Source organism: Pseudomonas sp. 9.1(2019) (assembly GCF_009910445.1).
Taxonomy (GTDB): Bacteria; Pseudomonadota; Gammaproteobacteria; order Pseudomonadales; family Pseudomonadaceae; genus Aquipseudomonas; species Aquipseudomonas paraversuta.
Window position 1 is genome coordinate 404,372 of sequence record NZ_VBWF01000002.1, and the last position, 24,191, is coordinate 428,562.

17 protein-coding genes are annotated in these 24,191 nt (G+C 59.4%); 13 read left to right on the top strand and 4 right to left on the bottom strand.

Going from position 1 to position 24,191, the window contains the following annotated elements:
- Window positions 1-49: 49 nt before the first annotated feature.
- Window positions 50-3,097, bottom strand: a complete 3,048-nt coding sequence (locus FEZ21_RS02530) for an aminotransferase class III-fold pyridoxal phosphate-dependent enzyme (protein ID WP_160626385.1) — start codon at window positions 3,095-3,097, stop codon at window positions 50-52.
- Between the two features lie 139 nt (window positions 3,098-3,236).
- Between FEZ21_RS02530 and FEZ21_RS02535 the strand changes: the two genes are divergently transcribed.
- From FEZ21_RS02535 to FEZ21_RS22570, 8 genes are all read left to right on the top strand, one after another.
- Window positions 3,237-3,674, top strand: a complete 438-nt coding sequence (locus FEZ21_RS02535; RefSeq protein ID WP_003438435.1) for an Lrp/AsnC family transcriptional regulator — start codon at window positions 3,237-3,239, stop codon at window positions 3,672-3,674.
- 174 nt (window positions 3,675-3,848) lie between these two features.
- Window positions 3,849-5,189: a gluconate:H+ symporter gene (locus FEZ21_RS02540; RefSeq protein ID WP_160626387.1), complete on the top strand. Its 1,341-nt coding sequence runs from the start codon at window positions 3,849-3,851 to the stop codon at window positions 5,187-5,189.
- A gap of 44 nt (window positions 5,190-5,233) precedes the next feature.
- Complete coding sequence (dsdA, locus tag FEZ21_RS02545; protein WP_003438432.1) at window positions 5,234-6,586, top strand: D-serine ammonia-lyase; 1,353 nt, start codon at window positions 5,234-5,236, stop codon at window positions 6,584-6,586.
- 100 nt (window positions 6,587-6,686) lie between these two features.
- Entirely contained in the window at window positions 6,687-7,637 is a 951-nt protein-coding gene (gene dsdC, locus FEZ21_RS02550) for a DNA-binding transcriptional regulator DsdC (protein ID WP_003438430.1), read from the top strand.
- A 176-nt stretch (window positions 7,638-7,813) separates the two neighbouring features.
- Window positions 7,814-8,314: a sigma-70 family RNA polymerase sigma factor gene (locus tag FEZ21_RS02555; protein WP_003438428.1), complete on the top strand. Its 501-nt coding sequence runs from the start codon at window positions 7,814-7,816 to the stop codon at window positions 8,312-8,314.
- Window positions 8,314-9,261, top strand: a complete 948-nt coding sequence (locus tag FEZ21_RS02560) for a FecR domain-containing protein (protein ID WP_003438427.1) — start codon at window positions 8,314-8,316, stop codon at window positions 9,259-9,261. Before FEZ21_RS02555 ends, FEZ21_RS02560 begins: the two co-directional genes overlap by 1 nt.
- 112 nt (window positions 9,262-9,373) lie before the next feature.
- Window positions 9,374-11,812 (top strand): TonB-dependent siderophore receptor, encoded by a 2,439-nt coding sequence (locus FEZ21_RS02565; RefSeq protein ID WP_003438425.1) that lies wholly within the window; start codon window positions 9,374-9,376, stop codon window positions 11,810-11,812.
- 5 nt (window positions 11,813-11,817) lie between these two features.
- Window positions 11,818-12,207, top strand: a complete 390-nt coding sequence (locus FEZ21_RS22570; protein ID WP_238839865.1) for a TagA domain-containing protein — start codon at window positions 11,818-11,820, stop codon at window positions 12,205-12,207.
- Between the two features lie 93 nt (window positions 12,208-12,300).
- Here the strand turns inward: FEZ21_RS22570 and FEZ21_RS02575 are convergent, their stop codons facing one another.
- Together FEZ21_RS02575 and FEZ21_RS02580 are read right to left on the bottom strand one after the other, a co-directional pair.
- The gene (locus tag FEZ21_RS02575; protein WP_010656855.1) at window positions 12,301-13,584 is read right to left on the bottom strand and encodes an OprD family porin; all 1,284 of its coding nucleotides are present in this window, start codon (window positions 13,582-13,584) and stop codon (window positions 12,301-12,303) included.
- Window positions 13,585-13,832: 248 nt separating this feature from the next.
- On the bottom strand, window positions 13,833-14,531 hold the full coding sequence (locus FEZ21_RS02580; RefSeq protein WP_160626389.1) for a DsbA family protein: 699 nt from the start codon (window positions 14,529-14,531) through the stop codon (window positions 13,833-13,835).
- Between the two features lie 259 nt (window positions 14,532-14,790).
- On the opposite strand from FEZ21_RS02580, the gene FEZ21_RS02585 reads away from it, so the two are divergent.
- The gene (locus FEZ21_RS02585) at window positions 14,791-16,863 is read left to right on the top strand and encodes a TonB-dependent siderophore receptor (protein WP_003438412.1); all 2,073 of its coding nucleotides are present in this window, start codon (window positions 14,791-14,793) and stop codon (window positions 16,861-16,863) included.
- Window positions 16,864-16,923: 60 nt separating this feature from the next.
- Here FEZ21_RS02585 and aguA read toward each other — a convergent pair whose 3' ends face one another.
- A complete protein-coding gene (gene aguA / locus FEZ21_RS02590; RefSeq protein ID WP_003438411.1) occupies window positions 16,924-18,030 on the bottom strand; it encodes an agmatine deiminase in 1,107 nt (368 codons plus the stop codon).
- A 459-nt stretch (window positions 18,031-18,489) separates the two neighbouring features.
- Here aguA and rfbB point away from each other — a divergent pair, with 459 nt between their 5' ends.
- From rfbB to FEZ21_RS02615, 4 genes are all read left to right on the top strand, one after another.
- Entirely contained in the window at window positions 18,490-19,572 is a 1,083-nt protein-coding gene (gene rfbB / locus FEZ21_RS02600) for a dTDP-glucose 4,6-dehydratase (protein WP_010656858.1), read from the top strand.
- A gap of 17 nt (window positions 19,573-19,589) precedes the next feature.
- Window positions 19,590-20,459 (top strand): dTDP-4-dehydrorhamnose reductase, encoded by an 870-nt coding sequence (rfbD, locus tag FEZ21_RS02605; RefSeq protein ID WP_003438405.1) that lies wholly within the window; start codon window positions 19,590-19,592, stop codon window positions 20,457-20,459.
- A 518-nt stretch (window positions 20,460-20,977) separates the two neighbouring features.
- On the top strand, window positions 20,978-22,792 hold the full coding sequence (locus tag FEZ21_RS02610) for a sensor histidine kinase (protein ID WP_160626393.1): 1,815 nt from the start codon (window positions 20,978-20,980) through the stop codon (window positions 22,790-22,792).
- Complete coding sequence (locus tag FEZ21_RS02615; RefSeq protein ID WP_003438400.1) at window positions 22,789-24,183, top strand: sigma-54 dependent transcriptional regulator; 1,395 nt, start codon at window positions 22,789-22,791, stop codon at window positions 24,181-24,183. The genes FEZ21_RS02610 and FEZ21_RS02615 overlap by 4 nt, the downstream gene beginning before the upstream one ends.
- Window positions 24,184-24,191: the final 8 nt, after the last annotated feature.

Consider the following 24,191-nt stretch of genomic DNA (forward strand, 5'->3'; position numbering starts at 1 on the left):
CCTGACTGACACATTGCCGGAGTTGGCCGACACAATGTCGGCCGAGGATTTACTCAAGTGCAGCCTTAAAGCTTTCGTCCAGAACCTCAAGCAAAAAATCAGCATTGGTCTGACTGAAAATCATCGCCGGGCGCATTTTCAGAACATTGTCATGGGGGCCTTCCGTACCGATCAAAATGCCTCGCTCCCGGGCACCGTCGGCGACTTTCCTGGCCAGCGCGGTGGCGGGAACCCTGGTTTTTCGATCCGTGACCAGTTCGATGCCGAGGAACAGCCCCTGGCCGCGCACATCGCCTATGGCCTCGTAGCGTAGCTGCAGCTTGCGAAAGCCATCGAGCAGATAGTTACCCATGGTCAGTGCGTTGAGCTTCAAGTTATCGCGCTCGATCACCTCCAGCACCGAGAGCCCTATGGCGCATGAAACCGGGCTGCCGGCAAAGGTATTGAAGTACTCCATGCCGTTGTTGAAGCTGTCGGCAATTTCACGGGTGGTCACCACCGCCGACATGGGATGCCCGTTGCCAATGGGTTTGCCCATGGAGACTGCATCGGGAACCACACCCTGGGTTTCAAACGCCCACCAGTGGCTGCCGACCCGACCAAAGCCGACCTGGACTTCGTCAGCCAGGCACAGACCGCCCTCTGCACGCACCATGGCATAGACTTCTTTGAGGTAGTTTTCCGGGAAGAACAGTTGCCCGGCGACGCTGGGAATGGACTCCGCCAAAAAGAACGCCGGGGCTCTGCCCTGCTTGCGCATGATCTCGATCTGGTCCGCCACGCTTTCAGCGAAACGTTTGCCCAGCTCCTCGAACGGCCAGTCAGCCGCAGCACGGTACGCATCCGGCACAACCGCCTCAAACACATGCTCTGCACGGCCCTTGCCGGCTTTACGCTTGTACTTGTAAGGGCTGAGGTCGATCAGTTCCTGGGTCGTGCCGTGGTAAGCCCAGTCCAACACAATCGCATCGTTGCGACCCGTGTGATTGCGCGCCATACGGAGCATCAGGCTGTTGGCTTCACTGCCTGAACAACCGAAGGAAGCAACCGCCAGACCTGCGGGTAACGTGGCGGTGAGCCGCTCTGCATACTCCACAATATTGTCGTGCAGGTAACGGGTGTTGGTATTGAGCCGGGCGGCTTGTTGCGACAGCGCTTGCACCACATCCGGATGGGAATGGCCGAGGTGGCAGACGTTATTGAAGCAATCCAGGTAGGCCCTGCCGAAGTTATCTATCAACCAGACCCCGTCCCCGCGTACGAACTTGATCGGATCTGAATACGAAATCGACAAGTTAGGCAGCAGCAGCTCTTTACGCTTCGCCACAATCTCGGCCTTGCTGCGCCCTTCCTGGCTGTAGGTTTCCGGAGGAATGCCGGCGAGCGCCGACGGGTCGGGGAACACGTCAGCCCAGACCTCAAGATAAGCCCGCTCACCTACGCCGATGAACTCACTGGCTTGCAACCCGGTGTCAGTGGACATCTGAAAATGCACATGGGGGATCCAGCCACCATTTTCCGCATCCGTGCCCATATACCCCACAAGCGCACCCGCCTCCAGGCGATCACCGGGTTTGAGCCGCGCCAGCGCTTCATGGGCCATGTGCCCCCACAGCGTCAGGAATGGCGGACAGGCTTCTGGCGAATGCTCGAGCATGATCAAACCACCGTAGCCCAGCGGGTCGCCCTCGACTTCGACGCTGCGCACCACCCCGGCAACAGGGGTATACAGAGGCGTCCCCGCGGGCATGAGCAAGTCGACACCAACGTGAATGATCCGACGCTGCCCTTCAATGAACCGCGATTCGAACGCCGTATCGGTATAGATGGTTCTGGCCTCGCCCCATGGCCCGATGCCCAGCGGCACCTTATGCCCGGCAGAAAATTCATTCCACCACCTGGCGGCCTCTGCAGGACGCTGCTCGGCGGAAGCGATGGTCATCACGTGGGATGCATCTGCAAACGGCGCAATGGCCTTGTTCATGGTCGCCGCAGACGGATGCACGATATCCGCGAAGGATTTGCTGTTTTCGCCCATCCAGCGGCGAACCGCACCGGCGCCCTCGATCGCATCAAACCCGCAGGCTTTGCGCAGTATCGCCGTCGCCAGGCGCGGGTTCATCCGGTCCATTCGCTCCAGAAGGCGCCAGGCCGGCGCTTCGCTGATGGCCAGGTAGGGATTGTCCTCGGTCTGGCCGCAGCGCAAAGCCGACAAGGTGACGCTTGTCACCAGGCGCATGGCAATCAGATTGAAGAGAACATCAAGCTCTTGCGGTTGCAGCGGGTACTTCTCATGGAAACCGGCAGTCAGGGCAGCTGCTGCGCCGACCGGATCTTCCATGTCGAGAATGGAATACGCGCAGGTGATGGCGACTTCGGCAATCAGAATGGTATGGACCGCATCGCCAAAGTCGATGATGCCTGAGACCTTCTGCGGGTTCCGCGGATCGACCAGGATGTTCCAGTCATTACCGTCGTTGTGAATGACCTGGGTGCGCAGACGCGCAAGCCGGGGTTGCACGGAGTGTTCAAAACGATCGATGAAGCGTTCCAGAATGGCTCTTCTGGCAGGGTCCTTGATGAAGTGCAGGCGTGAACGCGAACGTGCGGCGTGACGCAGATCCCAGTCCAGATCCCGTACCGCGCCGGGATGGATGAAGCCTTGAAGGGCCCGGTCTATATCACCGAACGATTGGCCCAGGCTGCGCATCAATTCGAACGTGCGCGGAACCTCGGCCAGGGGCGTGCCGTGCAACCAGCTAACCATGCGCACTGCATGGGTTTCACCGGAGGGCGCCACTACAGAGGCCAGAAAGTCACCTGTCAGGCTTTTCTTGAGTGAAGGCACGGTGAGTTCAGGGCTGTAGCTGGCGAGGTGGCTGAGAATGGCGGCCTGAAACTCGCTTTCGACTCGCGGTTCAGTCGAGTTGACCACTTTCAGAATCCATCCCGCACCGGTTCCTGTCTGCAACCGGTAGTTGCGGTCGCGCTCGCCGTCCAGAGGCGCAGCCGTACCTGTAACGTTGAAAAGCTGCTCGCCGAGCTTTTCGGCGTCAGCCATCGAGAACCGGGGGGCGGGATGGGAAAGATTAGTCATGGTAATTGTTTTCCAGGCCATTTTTTTCAGATAGCTTGGCATGCGAAACCTTGCAGGACAGTAGGTATGCGGTCGGCTTTGGCCTGCATATTGCCGGAATCAACCGGCACAAATTCGGTAGCAGAATCGGGGAGTTCCAATGCGCGAGCTGGACACGAAAGATCGCGAAATACTCGAAATTCTTTCTAAAGAAGCTCGAATTGCCCTGAAGGCCCTGGCAGCGAGAATCGGTCTTTCAAGAAGTGCTACCAGCGAGCGGGTCATCAACCTTGAACGCAACGGGGTGATCAGAGGCTACCGGGCCGATATCGGCGAAATCGATGCCAACGTGATTCGCGCAATCCTCCTGGTGTGCCTCAAGCGCACGCCTGCAATGGGCCTGCTTGACCTGCTTGCACAAAACTCCCAGGTGCGACGCATCTCTTCGGTCAGCGGTCAGCTCGACCTGGTGATTGAGGTCGAGTCACGCACCATTGATGATCTGAACCGGGTGCGGGATGCAGTCGCCAGCCATGAATCCGTTGAAGACATCACCACCGCCGTGGTGCTTCGCCGCGATATTGACCGGCAGTCCTGAGGCGTCAGCGACTCCAGATTGAAACCGTTATCCGGGGTCTCATAGATGACCCCACGTCATCTGTCCCTTGAGGATCCATCCTTTGTCAGCCCCCTGAGATGTAACTTCTAATTGCTGGAAGCAAAGTGACTCCGATCACTGATTTCAACAATAAAAGCGCTTCCAGGAGATTCCATGCACAGTGCTACCACTCTATTGCTGGTGTTGTTTTGTGCCATTGCTCTGATTGTTTTTCTGATCGTCAAAGTCCGCGTCCACGCCTTTCTGGCCCTGACTGCCGCCAGCTTTGTGGTGGGTATTGGTTCAGGCATGCCGCTGACGCAAATGGCTGCTTCCTATGAAAAAGGTGTCGGCGGCACGCTCGGGTTTCTGGCAACCATCATTGGTCTGGGCGGGATTCTCGGCAAGATGCTGGAAGAGTCAGGCGGCGCCGAGCGCATCGCTCAGACACTGCTCAAGGCCCTGGGTAAGGAGCGCGCCTCCTGGGCCATGATGCTCGTAGGATTCATAGCCGGCATCCCGGTGTTCTTTGAAGTGGGTTTTGTTCTGTTGATTCCGTTGATCTATGTGGTCGCGAAAGAAACCAGAATCAATCTTTTGTATCTGGGCGTGCCCCTGGCCGTGTCGCTGATGGCCGTGCATTGCATGTTGCCGCCCCACCCGGCCGCGATGGCAATTACCGGGTTGCTGGGTGCCGATGTCGGCAAAGTGATCATCTATGGCCTGATTGTCGCCCTGCCGACCGCCATGATCGCCGGACCGCTGTGGGTCAAGCTGGTCTGCAAGCGCGATGCGCCGGACTCTCAGGAAGCGTTTTTGAACGAGCACTGCGATGACAGCAAAACCCGGGAGCTGCCAGGCCTTGGCCTGACCCTGCTGACCATTATGTTGCCCCTGCTGCTGATGGTGGGGAAAACCTTCGCTGCCGGGCTGCCCCACGACTCCATGGCATTCAGCGTCATATCATTTCTGGGCACTCCCCTGATCGCCCTGTCCATTGCCGTGGTGTTTGCCTATTGGTCGCTGGGCTTGCGCCGCGGGCTGAGCATGGCTGAGCTGCTGGCTCACACTCAGAAGAGCTTCCCGCCTCTGGCCAGCATTCTGCTGATCATCGGTGCCGGCGGGGCCTTCAACGGCATTCTGGTGGACAGCGGCGTGGGTGACGCACTGTCCGCCACCCTGACCCAATTGAATATGAACCCCATCGTTCTGGCATGGCTGGTGGCCGGCCTGATGCACTTCGCCGTCGGTTCGGCAACGGTGGCCATGATCAGTGCGGCGGGCATGATCCTGCCCATGCTCGGTGCCCATCCCACGGTGAGCAAGGAAATCATCTGCGTAGCCATCGGCGCCGGTGCCATGGGCTGGACCCATGTCACGGACTCGGCCTTCTGGGTGGTCAAGGAGTACCTGGGGGTCTCGCTGACCGACGCACTGAAGATATTTACCACCGCCACGGTACTGGCCTCGTTGATCGCACTGGGCCTGACCCTGGTGCTGTCGCACTTTGTTTGATCCAACCCGTATTTTTCAGCCTTATTGTTTAAAGGGACCACGTCATGATTTTGGGAAAAACCCTTGAAAGCTGGTGTGCCAGCTACCCTCTGATTCGCGATCTGGTCGCGCTGCAAGAAACCACCTGGTTCAATCCCGGCGTGGCCCCGGTCGCCCAGGCCATTGGCGATGTGGGACTGACCGAAGCCGATGTCGCCGATGCCAGCGCCCGGCTCACGCGATTTGCTTCTTACCTGCGCCAGGCGTTCCCGGAAACGGCCAGCAGTGGCGGGATTATCGAGTCGGACATTGTGCCGGTGAGCCATCTGCAGCAACTGCTCGGCGAGCGCTACAACCAGGTATTGACGGGCTCGCTGTGGCTCAAGCGCGACAGCCATCTGCCCATCTCGGGTTCGATCAAGGCGCGCGGCGGGATCTATGAAGTGCTCAAACATGCCGAAGATCTGGCACTGGCCGAGAATTTCCTGACCCTCGAAGACGACTACGCGGTGCTGCACAGCGACAAGGCCCGGGCGTTTTTCGGGCAGTACAAAATAGCCGTCGGCTCCACCGGAAACCTCGGCATGTCGATCGGGATCATGGGCGCAGCCCTGGGCTTCCAGGTCACCGTGCACATGTCGGCCGATGCCCGCCAATGGAAGAAAGACAAATTGCGCGCTCACGGCGTAACCGTCATCGAATACGCCAGCGATTACAGCGTGGCCGTGGCCCAGGGCCGTGAACAGGCAGAGGCCGACCCGGCCTGCCATTTCGTCGACGATGAAAACTCGGTCAATCTGTTTCTGGGTTACGCCGTCGCCGCCGAGCGTCTGAAGCAACAATTGGCAGCAGCGCAAATTACCGTAGATGCGCAACATCCGCTGTTTGTGTATTTGCCCTGTGGCGTGGGCGGCGCACCGGGTGGTGTGGCTTTCGGCCTGAAGCTGGCGTTCGGTGATGCCGTGCACTGCATCTTCGCCGAACCCACCCATTCACCCTGCATGATGCTGGGCGTCTATACCGGCCTGCACGATGAAGTCAGCGTGCAAGACTTCGGCATTGATAACGTAACCGCTGCAGACGGCCTGGCGGTTGGCCGCGCTTCCGGCTTTGTGGGCAAGGCCATGCAGCGCCTGCTTGATGGCTTTTACACCGTCAGCGATGAAGAAATGTACAGCCTGCTGGCACTGATGGAGCGCAGCGAAGGTCTGCGCCTTGAGCCCTCCGCGCTCGCCGGCGTACCCGGGATTGCCAGGGTGCAGGCCGATCAGCAGGGCTACCTGGCCCGCGCAGGCCTGGACGCCCATGCCATGGCCAACGCCACTCACCTGATCTGGGCTACGGGCGGCAACATGGTGCCTGGCGACGAGATGGACGCTTATCTGGGCAAGGGCCGTGAATTGCTCGCCAGGGGCTGATCCTGCCCGCTGACTCAAAGGCTGGACCGGATGTGGCAAAATGCACCCATTGCCACATCCGGCAAGCCTTACCGGTCTTTTGGCTTGAGGGGAAACAGCCGTGCTCAACCTTCCGCCCCGCATCAGTTCCAGACTCAACAGCAGCCAGTTCGCCAATTTGCATACGTTTCTGGTTGCCGCACGCCATCTGAGCTTCGCCCGCGCCGCAGAGGAACTGTGCCTGACCGCCAGCGCCGTCAGCCACCGTATCAGCCGGCTGGAAACAGCCCTGAACATGAAGCTGTTCCAGCGCCTGACCCGCCAGGTCAGTCTGACCGACGAAGGCGAACGCATCTTCGAAATACTGCAGAACGCGATGGGCGAACTGTCCGAGGCCCTTGAACAATCGTCACAGGCAGAAATTGCCGGCTCCATTGCGCTTTATGTCCGGCCTTCGGTCGCCCAATGCTGGCTGGTGCCCAGACTGGCGGATTTCGTCGAGCGTTACCCGCTGGTCTCACTGGATCTGCGGGTGGGCAATGACAATGTCGACTTCCGCACCCGCAAAATTGATCTGGCCCTGTATTACGCCAACGGTGAATTTCCCGGCCTGACCAGTCACCGCCTGATGCAGGAACGTCTGGCCCCGGTATGCAGCCCGCAATACGCGCAACGCCACGGCCTGCTGCAAAGCCCGGAGAACTTGAGACACTGCACGACCCTGCACGACTCCTTGGCCTGGGATCATGCCGCATTCGATGCCGAGTGGACGTTGTGGGCCGAACAACACAACATGCTTGCAGCCCTGCCCAAGCGAACCCTGACCTTCGATCGCTCCGACCTGAGCGTGACCGCAGCCATGAACCACGCCGGCATCGCCATCGGCCGCCAGCAGCTGGTCCAAAAACGCGTTGATCGTGGCGAACTGGTGCTGCCCTTCGCCGACTTCAGCGTGTGCGGCCACTACGATTATTATCTGGTTCACCCTCCCCTCAGCACCCTCCCCAAGCGCTTGCTGGTGTTTATGAACTGGCTCAAAGAATGTGCGCGGCAGTCATCGCCACCACTCTGAGCCGGGCGCCGGGCTCGCGCATCATGGCGCCCGTCCTGAATCGAAGGACGCCGAGCCGCTGTCTGCAAGCGCCGCCACACAGCGACCCGATCCATCCCGTCAAAAACGCCCTTGCATAAACAGCGTGCCATCACGACAATGCGATCGATTACCATTTACTCACTGGTGGCATTCTCATGTCGGCGCTCGATCGCTCAGCTCTTCATCAGTTGTACAACGACCACAACAGTTGGTTGAAGGGCTGGTTGCGCGTGCGCCTGGGCAATGCTGCCGACGCCTCTGATCTGGCTCAGGATACGTTCCTGCGGGTCATGACCGCTCGTAACGCGGCCCCGATTCGCGAACCACGAGGCTACCTGTGTGCTATCGCACGTTCACTTTTGATTGATAAATCTCGCCGGCGCACCATTGAGCAGGCTTACCTTCACGCGCTGTCGCAAAGGCCGGAGCCCATGGATGTTTCACCAGAGATCCGTTTGTCGATCATCGAAATGCTGGTCTCCATCGATCGCCTGCTCGATGAACTGGGTGCCCGTACCCGGGAGATTTTCCTCGCGGTCCAGCTTGAGGGATTGACCTATGTAGCCGCGGCCGAACGGTTCGGTGTGTCGGTCACGACGGTGAAAAATCATTTGATTCGCGCCATGACCCGGTGCCTGTTGCTGGTTGATAACTGATGAGCGGTAGCCTGGACCTGAAAACACTTGAGGCTGCCGCCACGTGGTACGTGCAGCTCAATGACGGTGAACTCAGCGAAGCCAGGATCCGTGCCTGGCAAGTGTGGATGCAATCCGGTCCACAGAACGCGGCAGCCTGGGCCCGGGTCGAGAAGCTCCAGCAGCAATGGGCCCTGATACCCCGCCGGGCAGCCTTGTCCAGCCTCGGTGCAGCCAGTACGCAACGCCGCGATGTATTGAAAATACTTGGCCTGCTGCTGGCCACCGGCGCCTGTTCATGGCTGGCCGTTGAACAATTGCCCTACCGCCCGATGCTGGCTCAGCAACGCACGGGCTTGGGCGAACGTCGCTCGCTGCAACTGGAAGATGGCTCGCAACTGCAGCTGAACGCGGACACGGCGCTGGATATCCGCTTCGACGCAGAGCAACGGCTTATCCAGCTGTGGCGTGGCGAAATTCTGATCGAGACCGCCAGGGACCCCGCACGGCGTCCATTCATCGTGGATACCGGCGAAGGGCGCGTGCGGGCACTTGGCACCCGGTTCAGCGTCCGCCAATTGGCCGGGCGCACGCGAGTCGGGGTGCTGCAAGCCGCGGTACAGGTCTGTGCAAACCGGCATCCCGATCGGGTCGTGCGGCTGGAGGCAGGCCAGCAAGTCTCGTTTGACCGCGATGCGGTGCATGACATTCACCTTTTACCCGCCGGCTCGACCGCGTGGGTACAAGGCATGCTGAGTGTCGACAACTGGCGCCTGGGCGACTTTATCGAGGAGCTGGACCGCTATCGGCCGGGTGTTGTGCGCTGTGCGCCAGGGGTGCAGAACTTGAACATATCAGGCGCTTTTCGTCTCGATGACACGCAAACAGTGCTGGATAACCTGAGCAAAACCCTGCCGGTGAAGGTCCGCTACCTGACCCGCTACTGGGCAAGTATCGAACCGGCGTAAGCCCGGCGACAAATGACTGGACGGTTAACCTTGCTGATTTAGATTCTCATCCGTCAATGACATAAGCCGCGATCGCAGCGAGTTTCTGACATGACAACGCAAGGATCCCCGAATGCCCCTGCTCGCCCCCAGCCCCACAACTAAAATAACCCGCGCTGTTCGCCTGGCGGTGTTTGGCGTAACCCTTGCCAGCCTGTCCGGCCTGGCGCTGGTGCCCACCCGGGTTTGTGCCCAGAGCCAGGCGACGTACCAGATCAGCGCCGGCCCGCTGGGTAGCGCCCTTACCCAATTTGGCATACAGGCGGGGGTCACGATTTCGTTCGATCCCAAACAGACCGGCCACCTCAATAGCGCCGGCCTGCAGGGCCAATACAGCGTCGATGAAGGCCTGCAACGGTTGCTCGCCAACAGCGGATTGCAAGCAGAGCGCCAGAGTAACGGAGGCTATGTGCTGGTCGCCGGCAGCCCTGAAACGGCACTGGAACTGGGGGCGACTCAAGTTTCCACCAACCAGCTGGGCACTGTTACCGAAGGCACCGGTTCTTACACGCCGGGCTACATCGCCACCGCCACCCGCATGGTGCTCAAGCCCCGGGAGACGCCGCAATCGATCAGCGTGATCACCCGTCAGCACATGGATGACTTCGCGCTCGACAATGTCGACGACGTGATGCGCCACACACCGGGCATTACCGTATCGGCCTACGACACTGACCGCACCAACTACTACTCCCGCGGTTTTTCGATCAACAACTTCCAGTACGACGGCATTCCCTCTGCCGTGCGCAACGTCGCCTATTCAGCGGGCAACACCCTGAGCGACATGGCGATCTATGACCGTATCGAGGTGCTCAAGGGCGCTTCAGGCCTGCTCAGCGGAGCAGGTTCGCTGGGTGGCACCATCAACCTGGTACGCAAGAAACCGACCAGCGATTTTCACGGCCATATCACCACGGGAGCAGGCTCCTGGAACAATTACCGCACTGAAGCGGACGTCAGTGGCCCCTTGACCGAATCCGGTAATGTGCGCGGGCGCGCAGTGGCGGCCTATCAGGACCGACAGTCGTATATCGACCGCTACTCGAATCAGAGCTCGGTGTTCTACGGCATCCTCGAAGTCGACCTGTCGCCCGACACATTGCTGACCGTGGGCGCCGACTACCAAGACAATAAACCCCAGGGTTCGACCTGGTCAGGCAGCTTTCCGCTCTACAACTATGCGGGTGAGATCAACAGTGCCAAGCGTTCCTTCAGCAACGCCACCGACTGGAGCAGCTGGCAGCAATACACCCGCACCGTCTTCGCCACCCTGGAACAGGATCTGGGCAGTGGCTGGGTAGGCAAGTTGCAGCTGGACCACAAGCTCAATGGCTACGATGCGCAGTTGGGAGCCATCCAGTTCGACCAGCCCGCGGCTGACGGCACCGCCAAAATCAACGCCCAACGTTACAAGGGCGAAACCACCAGCGACGCAGCCGATCTGTATGTCAGCGGCCCCTACGAATTTCTGGGCCGTGAGCACGAACTGGTGCTGGGCGGCTCGATCAGTACCGCGAACTGGAAAGGCAAAGGTTACTGGGACGTGACATTCGGCACGCCGAACATTGTCGATTACTTCAACTGGAACGGGCACCTGGCCAAACCTGACTGGGGCAATGCGTCGCAAATCAGCGATGACACCGTGCGCCAGACGGGCATATACGCGACCACGCGCCTTAACCTTACCGATGAGCTGAAACTCTTTGTGGGCGGGCGGGTAGTCGACTACACACTGACGGGCACCACCAACACTTACCGCGAGTCGGGGCGCCTGATTCCCTACGCCGGCCTCACCTACGACCTCACCGACTACCTGACCGCGTATGCCAGCTACACCGATGTGTTCATGCCCCAGGAGTTCTACAACCTGGACCGCCACAGCAAGATGCTTGACCCGGACCAGGGCGAGAACTATGAAGTCGGGCTCAAGAGCGAGTTTTTCGATGGCCGCCTGAATGCCAGCCTGGCGTATTTCGAGGTCAAGGAAAGCAATCGCCCCATCCCCGACGATGCCTGGAACAACCTGTCACCCACCCCGCCCAATTACGCCTTCAAGGGCACAGCCGCGAGAACCAAGGGCTACGAGCTGGAAATATCCGGAGAGCTGAGCCCTGGCTGGAGCCTGCAGGCCGGGTACACCCACAAGGTGGTGCGCGATGACAGCGGTAAAAAGATTTCGACCTTTGAACCCGAGGATCAACTGAGCTTCTACACCATCTACAAACTCAAGGGCGACCTGAACAAAGTCTCGGTGGGCGGTGGCGCACGCTGGCAGAGCACTGCCTGGCAAGAGATGTACAACAGCCCCAAGGACAGATACGAAGATTTTTCGCAGAAACCCTACTGGGTGGTGGATCTGATGACCCGTTATCAATTCACTGAAAACCTGTCGACCACCCTCAACGTCAACAACGTTTTCGACAAGTATTACTACACCAACATCGGGTTCTATAACTCTGCGATTTATGGTGAACCGCGCAACTTCATGCTGACCACGCGCTGGGACTTCTGACCCCAATGCGTCTGCAGGAGCGAGCTTGCCTTGCGACAGGTGCCAACGACAATCTGTGTGTCGTTGAGAACATCGCGAGGCACGCTCGCTCCTGCAATTTGTGGGTTGAGGAAGAAAACACGACCCATCGTTTCAAATTACACAACTATCGTATCGAATCCGGCCTCATGAACAAATTCCATATCAATATTGCCGAGTCTGATCTACCACGTACTGTTTTGCTGATAAACAATGGCACTGTAATTCTTCGGCAAAGCATTGCCCCCGCCAAGCGCGACCTTACTTATACAATCAATGGCGAACAGGTTTTTTACAACATCTGTACACGGCCCCCCAAAAAAGCAGGATACCTTTCCTCTCGTTGTGAGGGGCTCAAGACTCGACACGCACAATAACTCACGCTGAAACTAAAACGCCCCGAACATCAGGACCTGATGTTCGGGGCATTTCTTGTTCAGATGTCCGGCCTGTTCAGCAGACCGGTGGCATCAGAAAATGCTGATCGGGTAATCAACAAATACCCGTACTTCGTTACCGCCGACGTTGTAGTCGCTGGCGTTGTTCGACACACGCAACCACGAACCGCGCAGACGCACGCTCAGGTCCTTGACCGGGCCGCTTTGTACGACGTACTTGGCCTGGTTGAAGATTTCACGCTCGGTACCACGGCCACGGTCGGAACCGTCGTCGATGTTGGTGCCGCGCACGTAGGCGATGTTGTAGGTCAGGCCTGGAATGCCAACGGCACCGAAGTCGAAACCATAACCCAGCTGCCACGAACGTTCGTCCTTGGCGTTGAAGTCGGACCAGTAGGAGTTGGCCAGCAGGATGGTGTTGCCGCCATCGCCCACGCCGCCTGCATTGCGGTAGCCGCCATACGGGTAGCCGATTTCGCCGGTGCTGCTCTGGTAAGCCAGGGTCAGGGTGTGTGCGCCAAACGCGTAGGTGGTCGCCAGGCTCCAGATCTTGTTGTCCTGACCGTCTACTTTCAGTACGTCGCGAGCGTAGTCCTCTTTGACGTGGGTACGGTAGCCGTTGAAGTCAAACGTCAGGGACTGTTTGTCTTGCAGCGGCATGACGTAGTTAACACCCACGTACTGCTTGTTCAGCTCGTCTTCCATCTGCGAGCCGTACAGCGAAGCCGACAGGTTGTCGGTGAACTTGTAGCTACCGCCGAACACATTGATGCTTTTCAGGTCGCCGCTGTCTCGAGCGTCAGCGCTTTTACGCGATTCGGCGGTGAAACGGCCGACGTTGAGCTCAAGGCCGTTGATTTCCTTGGAGGTCAACAGTGTACCGGTGAAGCTCTCTGGCATCAGACGCGAGTTGTCGTACATCAGTACCGGCAGAGCAGGCATCTGGTCGCCGTACTTGAGCACAGTGTTGGACACCCGGAACTTCACTGCAGCGCCAGCCTTGGAGATATCGTCAGCGGCTTTGCCGTCGGCACCCTGCTTGAAGAAGTCGATGCCGCCCGCGCCGCTTTTGCCACGGCCGCCATCCAGACGCAGTGCGTAAATGCCGAAGGCATCCACACCCACACCCACTGTGCCCTGGGTGAAGCCCGAGCTGAACGTGCCGAGGAAGCCCTGGCCCCATTCAGCCTTGTCCTGTTTATGGTTTTTGTAGTCACGGCTGATGTAGGCGTTGCGCGCCAGTACATTCAGGTGGCTGTCTTCTACAAAACCTTTTGCATCAGCTTGATCGTTAGCCATGGCCTGGGTAGCACTAAGTACGCCCAACGCGAGCAGGCCTATCCGTTTGTTCAACATATTATTTTCCTTATTTCTGAATACGAAGCGCGCTGTGGGTATCAAGCTGAAACATTGAGTGGTGGTTGCTTCACATAAACAAAAAAGACCCGCGCAAAGACTCGTGCGGGTCTTTCGAAAAGTTGGTGTATGGCTAGTCGCCACAGGCGTTGGCGGGAATCCTATCCGGCGTGAAGGCAAAGTGTCAATTTCGTGAAAAATTTGTTAATTGCCAAAGTTTTCCTGAAGTTTGACCAAGACGTCAGCAATTACTCATCACAGCCATTCAGGCCGCAGGCGGGAGCTGAAACGTTTGAGTCGCACACCGCTACGCCATCCAGCTGGCGCAACCAGTCGGCAAAGGCCCGGGGCTGGCCCAGATACTTCCCTGAATCGATCACCTGATACTGACCGGACAGCTCCAGTACGAGCGTCGGGAACCCCTGAGCACCGACCCGCGCCAGCAGCGCCCGACTGTCTTTGAAGTGCGCTTGTGTCATGTCACCCCTGGCCGCAATAAAAGCCGCCTTGAATGCCTCGGCATCCAGTCCGATTTCAGCCGCCAGCGCCAGCAACAGATTTTCATCGGCAATACGCCGGCCTTCCACGTAGTGAGCCGTTTGCAGACGCCCCAACAGCTCAAGTCCGCGCCCTGCCACTTGCTGCGCTGCCAATATGGCGGTGGTCGGCGGCTCTGAATCAAAAACCGCCGTGGTATCACGCAGCAGACCGTCAAAGTACGCCTCGCCAAAGGGCTGGCCAGTCAGTTCGGCAATCCGCCGATCGTGGGGCATCACGTAGTCCCGCAACTGGGCCGTCACCGGGCGGCGATGGGCACCGGTCATCATGCCGCCGCCATGGGCCACAACCGGCAAGATGCCGCGTGCAGCTTCAATCAAGGGTTTGGCGCCATAGCACCAGCCGCACAAAGGGTCGTAGATGTAATGCAAGACAGGGGTGGTGCTCACGGGTCGCTCCAAATGTTCAACAAGACAGGGCGCCAGCTTAGCTTTGGCTCACAAGGGGAAAAACGCCGGTATGGCTTTTAGTGTGTTTCGCGAATCGGGCGAATCAGATACAGCAAGGGCCTGGTGCTGGCGAAACAAATTGATACATATCTGCCGGACGGGTTAATGGCAATAATTAACATTAAGCAACAAGAACCATTACCATTCGCACCCTAAAAAATATAACCCCCGATCCCACCCGCCCGGACACTTCTCAACCATGCTCTCCCCTTGCCGCTTCACGCCTCTGAATCTGGGGCTGTGTGCCTTGCTGTACGCCGGATTTGGCACGGCTGCCACCACCCTCCCCGAGCTGTCGATTAACGCCAGCGAAGCCGAGGCCGATGACCCCCGGGTCAGAGATGTCACCACTGCCACCCGTACCTCGACCCCTGCGCGTTATGTGCCGCAAGCCATCGATTCGGTGAAAACCAGCAATGTGCTGGATTACGGAATCAACACTCTGGGCGAAGCCCTGAGCGGTATTCCCAACGTCAGCAGCACGGCTGATACCCGTTTCGACAGCCTGCGCATTCGCGGATTCGACGCCAGCAACGACTTCTATCTGGATGGTATTCGCGACGACAGCCAGTACGTTCGCGACCTGCATAACATCGAGCGCATTGAAGTGCTCAAAGGCCCGGCAGCGGTACTGTACGGGCGTGGCAGCCAGGGCGGTATCATCAACCGCGTGAGCAAGATGCCGCAATTCGGGCGTCAATCAAGCATTCAGGCCCAAGGTGGCAGCGAAGACTTGCGCAGCCTCTATGCCGACCTCAGCGCGGACCCGAGTGACACCGTCAGCCTGCGTTTGAACATGGGCAACGAAGACAAAAACAGCTTCCGTGATCACGTCAGCGGCAATCGCCAATTGTTCGCGCCATCGATGAACTGGCAGATCACCCCGGACCTGAACTGGCTGGTGCAATACGAATACAGCCGTTACAACCGCACCCCGGATCGCGGCATCCCGAGCATCAACGGCCGGCCGGCAGATGTCAGTCGCGGCACATCCTATGGCGGGCAGAATGATTTTATCGATGACAAAACCCAGAATCTGCGCTCACGCCTGAGCTATGAATTGAGCGACAACTGGCAACTGCGCCACACCTTGGGCGTGTTCAAGCTCGACAGCCAGTTCGAGAACACTTACCTGGTGGGCTACGACCCGAAAACGGACAAGGTCAATCGTCAGAGCTGGCAGCAGGACATGACCACCCGCAACCTTTTCAACAACCTCGAAATCGAAGGCGGTTTTGACACCTTTGGCCTTGAGCACCGCCTGTTGACCGGCCTGGAGATCGGCAGCCAGCGCCGTGACCCGAAGCTCTATAGTGCCAAGGACGTACCCGCAGTTGACGTCTACAACCCGGATCGAAACCTGCGCCCGAGCGGACCGATGCTGATTTCCAGCGACAACCACACCGAAGTCGAAAGCCAGGGCCTCTATGTTCAGGACCAGATTCGTCTCAACGATCAATGGCAAGTGCTGGCAGGCTTGCGCTATGACCGCTTTGAGGTCGAGTCCACCAGCAATCTCAAGGACATCACCGAAGAACGCAAAAGCCACAGCACCAGCCCGCGGCTTGGCGTGGTCTGGACACCGCTGCAAAACCATTCGTTTTACGCCTCCTGGACCAAGACCTTTTCGCCAGTGGGTGGTGGCCTGATCGGCATCACGCCGGGCGCAGCAGGGAACGCCAACGATCTGAGCCCGGAGCTGACCAAGCAGAAGGAAATCGGGGTCAAAAGCGACTGGCTGGATGATCGTTTGAGCACCACGCTGGCCGTCTACGAACTGGAACTCTACAACCGTCGGACCAAGGATCCGGATGACCCGACCATCACCCTGCTCTCGGGCCTGCAACGTTCACGGGGCATTGAGCTGACCGCCAGCGGCAAACTGGGGGGCAACTGGTACATGCGCGGTGGCATTGGCCTGCAGGATGCAACGGTGGTCAAGGACAACAACGGCTTTGAAGGCAAGCGCATCAACGGCGTAGCCAAGCACAATGGCAGCGTGTTTTTGACCTGGAAACCGGAAATGGGCTGGTACGCAGAAACAGGCCTGACCCTGGTGGGCCAGCGTTATGCGGACAACCAGAATACCGTGGTATTGCCGGGGTACGGCCGCTGGGATGCACTGGCGGGCTATCGCGAAAAGGACTGGGATGTAACCGGTGCGCTGACCAACCTCACCGACCGTTACTACTACGCCTCAGCCACCAGCGGCTCCCAGATCATGCCGGGCGAGCCCCGCAGTCTGGTGATGACCGGGACCTATAAGTTTTAAACCCTGTAGTCGCTGACGAGGCTGCGATCGGGCCTCATCCGCGGCTACAGGAGCCGTGCATCAGGCCTTGCGCGGCGCCGGTTGTTGCTGGGTCAGGCAATGGATATTGCCACCGCCCAGCAGCAATTCGCGGCCCGGCACCATCACTACTTCGTGTTGCGGGAAGAGGTTTTGCAGGATGACTTTGGCCGGCGCGTCCATCGGGTCGTCAAAGCTGGGGGCGATGATGCCGCCGTTGACGATCAGGAAGTTCACGTAAGACCCGGCCAGACGTTCTGACGGGTTGCGGTCCTGACTGCCTGCCACTTTATCCACGCCGTCGCATTCTTCCTGGGTCGCATACATCGGGCCCGGGATCGGCATTTTGTGCACGACAAAAGGGCGACCCTTGGCATCGGTACTGCTTGCCAGTACGTCCATTGCGGCGTGGCAGCGCGCATAGTTGGGGTTCTGTTCATCGTCAGTCCAGGCCAGCAACACTTCGCCCGGAGCAACGTAGCAGCAGAAGTTATCCACATGGCCGTCGGTTTCGTCGTTGAACAGACCGTCCGGCAGCCAGATGATCTTGTCCACCGCCAGATGCGAGCGCAGCACGTCTTCGATCTCTTCACGGGACAGGTGCGGGTTGCGGTTACGGTTCATCAGGCACTCGGTCGTGGTGATCAGCGTGCCTTCACCATCCACGTGGATCGAGCCGCCCTCAAGCACGAAACCTTCGGTGTAATAACGCGCACTGCGTTCGATTTCGAGGATCTTGCTACCCACCTGGCGGTCGCGGTTCCACGGGGAGTACAAACCGCCATCAAACCCGCCCCAGGCATTGAAGTCCCAGTTAACGCCGCGCACTTCACCGCTGTCATTGATGACAAAGGTTGGCCCGCTGTCACGCACCCAGGCGTCGTCGCTGGACATCTCCACCACTCGAATATTCGGCACATCGAGGTGCGCGCAAGCATTTTCGTACTGGCCGGCCGACACGCCGACGGTCACCGGCTCGAAACGCGCAATGGCCTTGGCCACGGCGACGTGTGCCGCCTGTGCCGGTTTGCCTCCCAACCGCCAGTTGTCCGGACGCTCGGGCCAGATCATCCAGGTCTGGGTTTGCGGAGCCCATTCGGCCGGCATGTGAAAACCATCAGCGCGGGGCGAACTGTGCAAAGTGGTCATCGGGATCAGGACTCCAGGGAGGCGGTATAGGGGAAATCGAACACGACTAATTCTGAAACAGTGGACACAGGGCAACCATGCGTCAACCACAGGTGCTTTTATAATCGATAAATATCGGCAATAAAACGTTTATTTAATTATTTTCAAAAACCTCGATAGGCGGTTCATCCGGGGCTTTGGCCCTCCCCTGGTCGCGCTCTGCAGGCCAATGCCACCAAGCACGTAGCCATTGCCACCCAGTTTGTGGGCGGCGCTCAGCGCCATGCCCCGTGAATGTTGCTGGCCAGAGAACAGGATTAGACATAAATACCGATATAAATCGATATTTATAAATACCTCCCTTTCAGGCGCGGCCCTGCCCGCAATGACTGCTGTCAACTTGTACTTGCACCACCTCGCACCTGCCCACAAGCTACGCGCCATACGTTTGAAGTCCATCTGGGAATAAGGGATATCCACATGCGCATTTTAGTCACCGGCGGCGCCGGATTTATTGGTTCGGCACTGATCCGTCATCTGATCCGGAACACTGCGCACGAAGTGCTCAACCTCGATAAGTTGACCTACGCCGGTAACCTTGAATCGCTGCAAAGCATTGCCACCGACAGCCGCTACGAATTCGTCCAGGCCGACATCGTCGACCAGGCCGCGGTCAGTGCAATCATCGAACGTTTCCAGCCCCAGGCCATCATGCACCTGGCTGCGGAGTCCCACGTTGACCGCTCCATCGACGGCCCGTCGGATTTCATCCAGACCAACATTGTCGGTACTTACAGCCTGCTGGAAGCCACCCGCGCCTACTGGCTGACCCTCCCGGAGCCGGCCAGGAGCGAATTTCGTTTCCACCATATTTCGACTGACGAAGTGTATGGCGACCTGCATGGCGTCGACGATCTGTTCACCGAAACCACGCCTTATGCGCCAAGCTCGCCGTACTCGGCCAGCAAAGCGGCCTCCGACCACCTGGTCCGCGCCTGGAACCGCACTTACGGCTTGCCGGTGTTGCTGACCAACTGTTCTAACAACTACGGTCCTTTCCATTTCCCGGAAAAACTGATTCCGCTGGTCATTCTCAATGCGCTGGCCGGTAAACCGCTGCCGGTGTATGGCAACGGCCTGCAAGTGCGTGACTGGCTGTTCGTTGAAGACCACGCCCGCGCCCTGCTTAAAGTGGTGACCGAAGGTGTGGTCGGCGAGACTTACAACATCGGCGGCCACAACGAGCAAAAGAACATCGACGTGGTGCGCAGTATTTGTGCCCTGCTCGAGGAACTGGCGCCAGAGCATCCGCCAGGGGTTGCACAGTTTGCCGACCTGATTACCTTCGTGACTGACCGCCCTGGCCACGATCAGCGCTACGCCATCGATGCCAGCAAAATCGAACGTGAACTGGGCTGGGTTCCTGAAGAAACGTTCGAAACCGGCTTGCGCAAAACCGTGCAGTGGTACCTGGATAACCTGGAGTGGTGCCAGCGCGTTCAGGATGGCAGCTACCAGGGCCAGCGCCTGGGGTTCACCGAGGCCAAGGATCTGCTGGCATGAGTAACGGCGCAGCGCCCTTGAAAATCCTGATCAGCGGCAAAACCGGTCAGGTCGCCATCGAACTGCAGAAGCACCTTGCCGGCCTGGGCCAGCTGATAGTGCTGGGTCGTGACGAGCTTGATCTGAGCAAGCCCGAGCAAATCCGCGCGCAGGTTCGGGCCCACCAGCCTGACCTGATCATCAATGCGGCCGCGCACACCGCGGTGGATCTGGCCGAAAGCGAGCCTGAGCTGGCATTTGCCATCAATGGCATCGCGCCCGGAGTGTTTGCTGAAGAAGCGGCGGCCCTGGGCATTCCGCTGATTCACTACTCCACTGATTATGTGTTCGACGGCAACAAGCCTGCGCCCTACACCGAAGACGATGTGCCCAACCCGCTGGGTGTCTACGGCAAGAGCAAGCTGGCGGGCGAGCAGGCAATTGCAGCGACCGGTGCTGACTGTCTGATTTTGCGCACCAGCTGGGTGTACTCCACCCACGGCAAGAACTTCCTGCTGACCATGCAGCGCCTGCTGCAAGAAAGGCCGGAGCTGCGGGTGGTGGCGGACCAGGTCGGGGCGCCTACCTGGGCGGGCACCATTGCCCGCAGCACGCGCCTGTTGATTGAGCGCTGGCAAGCCGCAGAAGCCGGAGCATGGGGGATTTACCACCTCACGGCCCAGGGCGAAACCTCGTGGTTTGGTTTTACCCAGGCCATTGCCGAACACCTGTCAGCCCAGGGCAAGCCTTGCGCAACCCTGGAGCCGATCCCGGCCAGCGCCTATCCGACACCGGCTGCCCGGCCACAAAACTCGCGTCTTGATTGCAGCCGCCTTGAGCGCGAGTGGCACGTCGCTCAGCCCGCCTGGCAAAACGCATTACGTGAGTGCCTGGCCGCGCAACACTGACCTGCGCAGAAACTGCTGCCAGCATCGCTGGCAAGCCAGCTCCTACAACAAAGGCCGGGTATAACTGCCCTGCGCAAACCCTGTGGGAGCTGGCGCTACAACAAAGGCTGGGTTTACTGTGGGAGCTGGCTTGCCAGCGATAGCCGCAACACGGTCCGCCAGTTCACCCTCGCCGCCTGCATCGCTACAACAAAGACCGGATATAACTGCCCTGTGCCAACCCTGTGGGAGCTGGCGCTACAACAAAGGCTGGGTTTACTGTGGGAGCTGGCTTGCCAGCGGTAGCCGCAACGCGGTCCGCCAGTGCACCCTCGCCGTCTGCATCGCTACAACAAAGACCGGATATAACTGCCCTGCGCAAACCTGTGGGAGCTGGCGCTACAACAAAGGCTGGGTTTACTGTGGGAGCTGGCTTGCCAGCGATAGCCGCAACGCGGTCCGCCAGTGCACCCTCGCCGTCTGCATCGCTACAACAAAGGCTGGGTATACTGCGCCGTACTCTCGCGGCGCATTATTCGATGATCACGACCCCTTCAGTTCCTCGCAGACCCCGATGGCGCAGCCTGGCCTTGCTGGCATTGTGTCTGGCGCCTTTGCTGTGGCCGCTGCAACACCTGGCCGAGCGCTATTACCGCAGTGAACTGGCCGGGCAAAATCGCCAGACCCTCGATCTCTATGTCGCCAACCTGCTGGGCACCCTGCATCGTTATGAAGTGCTGCCGCAGATCCTCGGCGAGCTGCCTGCGTTGCGTGCCGTGCTGGCAAATCCGGAGGACCCGCGGGCCCAGGCCAGGGCCAATGAGTTGCTCAATGACATCAGCACCCAGACCGGCGCGGTGGTGATGTATCTGCTGGACACCCATGGCGACACCCTGGCCACATCGAACTGGGATAAAAACGACAGTTTTATCGGCCGCAATTTCGCCTTCCGCCCCTATTTCAGCGAAGCGATGGAAGGCAAGCTGGGGCGTTTCTTCGGGCTGGGTACCACCTCCGGCAAACGCGGCTATTACTTTGCCGCACCGGTCCTGGAAGGCGATAAAAAAATCGGTGTGCTGGTGGTCAAGGTCGACCTCGATCACACCGAACAGCTGTGGGGCAAGACCCCCGAGCAACTGCTGATGACCGACCACAACGGTGTGGTCATTCTTACTTCGCGTCCGGAGTGGCGTTTCCGCGCCACCCGCGATCTGTCACCAGAAGAGCGCGAGGCCATTTTCGCCATCCTGCCCTACCCGACCCGCGACCCGCAGCCGCTCAAACTCGACTTGAATGCCTGGCTGGTACAGACCCAGAAAATCGACGAAACCGGCTGGAGCGTCAACATTCTTGCCCCACGTACCCTGATCGACCGGCCGGTACGCACGGCACTGGCCATCGGCGGCGCAACCTTGCTGGTGGTGATGCTGTTGATCAGTTTGATGATGCAGCGCCGTCGCCATTACCTTGAACGCATCGCCTTCGAGGGCAAGGCGCGCCGCGAGCTGGAAATGCGTGTGGCAGAACGCACCAGTGACCTCGAAGGCCTCAACCAGCGGCTGCGCAAGGAAGTGCTGGAGCGCGAACAGGCGCAACAGGAGCTGGTGCGCGCTCAGGACGATCTGGTGCAGGCGGGCAAACTGTCAGCGCTGGGTACCATGTCCGCCAGCATCAGCCACGAACTCAATCAACCGCTGGCGGCCATTCGCAGCTATGCCGAAAACGCTGAAGTGCTGCTCGATCACCAGCGCATCGAAGACGCGCGCGGCAATCTCAAACTGATCAACGAACTGACTGGCCGCATGGCGTCGATTATCGCGCACCTGCGCGCCTTCGCCCGCCGTGATCGGCATGCGCCGGAAAGCGTCGCCCTGCAACCGGCGCTGGACGATGCCCTGGCGTTGCTGGCCAAGCGCCGGCGCAGCATGGAGGTGGAGCTGATTCGCGACTTGCCTGCTGCCACGCTGTGGGTCGAGGCCGGTGAAACACGTTTGCGCCAGGTGCTGGGCAACTTGCTGGCCAACGCGCTCGATGCCCTGACCGAGAAAGGTCCGCCCCGGCGTTTGTGGCTAAGTGCCCAATCCACCCCGGAAGGCGTCACCCTGTACATTCGCGACAATGGCCCGGGGTTTTGCATGGAAGCCCTGGGCCGCGCCGGCGAGCCTTTCTACACCACCAAAACCCGTACTCAGGGGCTGGGGCTGGGGCTGGCCATCTGCGACACGCTGATCCGCGCGTTTGGCGGCGAGTTGTTGTTCGCCAACCACAAGGAAGGCGGTGCCTTAATTACCCTACGTCTGCGCGCAGGTGAGCCGGGCGTCAGCTTGCAAGCTTCCGAGGACTCCAGGTCATGAGCCAGCCCATCGATCCCCACGTACAGATCATCCTGATCGATGATGACCCGCATCTGCGTCAGGCCCTGTATCAAACCCTGGACCTGGCGGGCCTCAAGGTCTTGCCACTGGCACAGGCCAGCGGCCTGGGTGAGCGTATCGGCCGGGACTGGCCCGGAGTGGTGGTCAGCGATATTCGTATGCCGGGCATGGACGGGCTTGAGTTGCTGGCCCAACTCCACGCCCAGGACCCGGAACTTCCAGTGCTGCTGATTACCGGCCACGGTGATGTGCCGCTGGCAGTGCAGGCGATGCGTTCAGGGGCCTATGACTTCCTGGAAAAACCCTTTGCCAGCGATGCACTGCTCGACAGCGTGCGCCGGGCACTGGCCCTGCGCGCCCTGGTGCTGGACAACCGCAGCCTGCGCCTGGCCCTGAGCGATCGCCAGCAACTGAGTACCCGACTGGTGGGCCATTCACCGGCCATGTTGCGCCTGCGCGAGCAAATCGGCGCACTGGCAGCGACCAAAGCCGATGTACTGATTCTGGGCGAAACCGGTTCTGGCAAAGAAGTGGTCGCACGGGCACTGCATGATCTGTCGAGCCGGCGCAATGGACCTTTTGTGGCAATCAACGCCGGCGCACTGGCGGAGTCGGTGGTTGAAAGCGAGCTGTTCGGCCATGAACCCGGGGCGTTTACCGGTGCGCAAAAGCGTCGTATCGGCAAGTTTGAGTTTGCCAATGGCGGCACATTGTTCCTCGATGAAATCGAAAGCATGAGCCTGGACGTGCAAGTCAAACTGCTACGCATGTTGCAGGAACGGGTGGTTGAGCGCGTGGGGGGCAATCAGTTGATCCCGCTGGATATCCGGGTGATCGCCGCCACCAAGGAAGACCTGCGCCAGGCCGCTGACCAGGGCCGGTTCCGCGCCGACCTGTATTACCGGCTCAATGTCGCCCCCTTGCGCATAGCCCCCTTGCGCGAGCGCGGTGAGGACGCCTTGATGCTGTTCCAGCATTTCGCCGACGAATCCAGCAGTCGCCACGGCCTCACACCCAATGTGCTGCAGCCGGCGCAACGCGCACTGTTATTGCGTCACAACTGGCCGGGCAACGTGCGCGAACTGCAAAACGTGGCCGAACGCTTTGCCCTGGGTCTTGAGCTGGCGCTGGACGATGACTCTGCCGATGGCTCGCCCTCGTCCGCCGGTGAAGTTTCGGGAGGCTTGAGCGAGCAGGTCGAACACTTTGAAAGAAGCCTGATCGCCGCCGAACTCGAGCGCTCCCACAGTTCCATGCGCAGCCTGGCTGAAGCGCTGGGTGTACCGCGTAAAACCTTGCACGACAAACTGCGCAAACACGGGCTGAACTTCGAGAGTGGCAGTCACCCGCACACCGATGAACTTGATTGAAGAGGCCA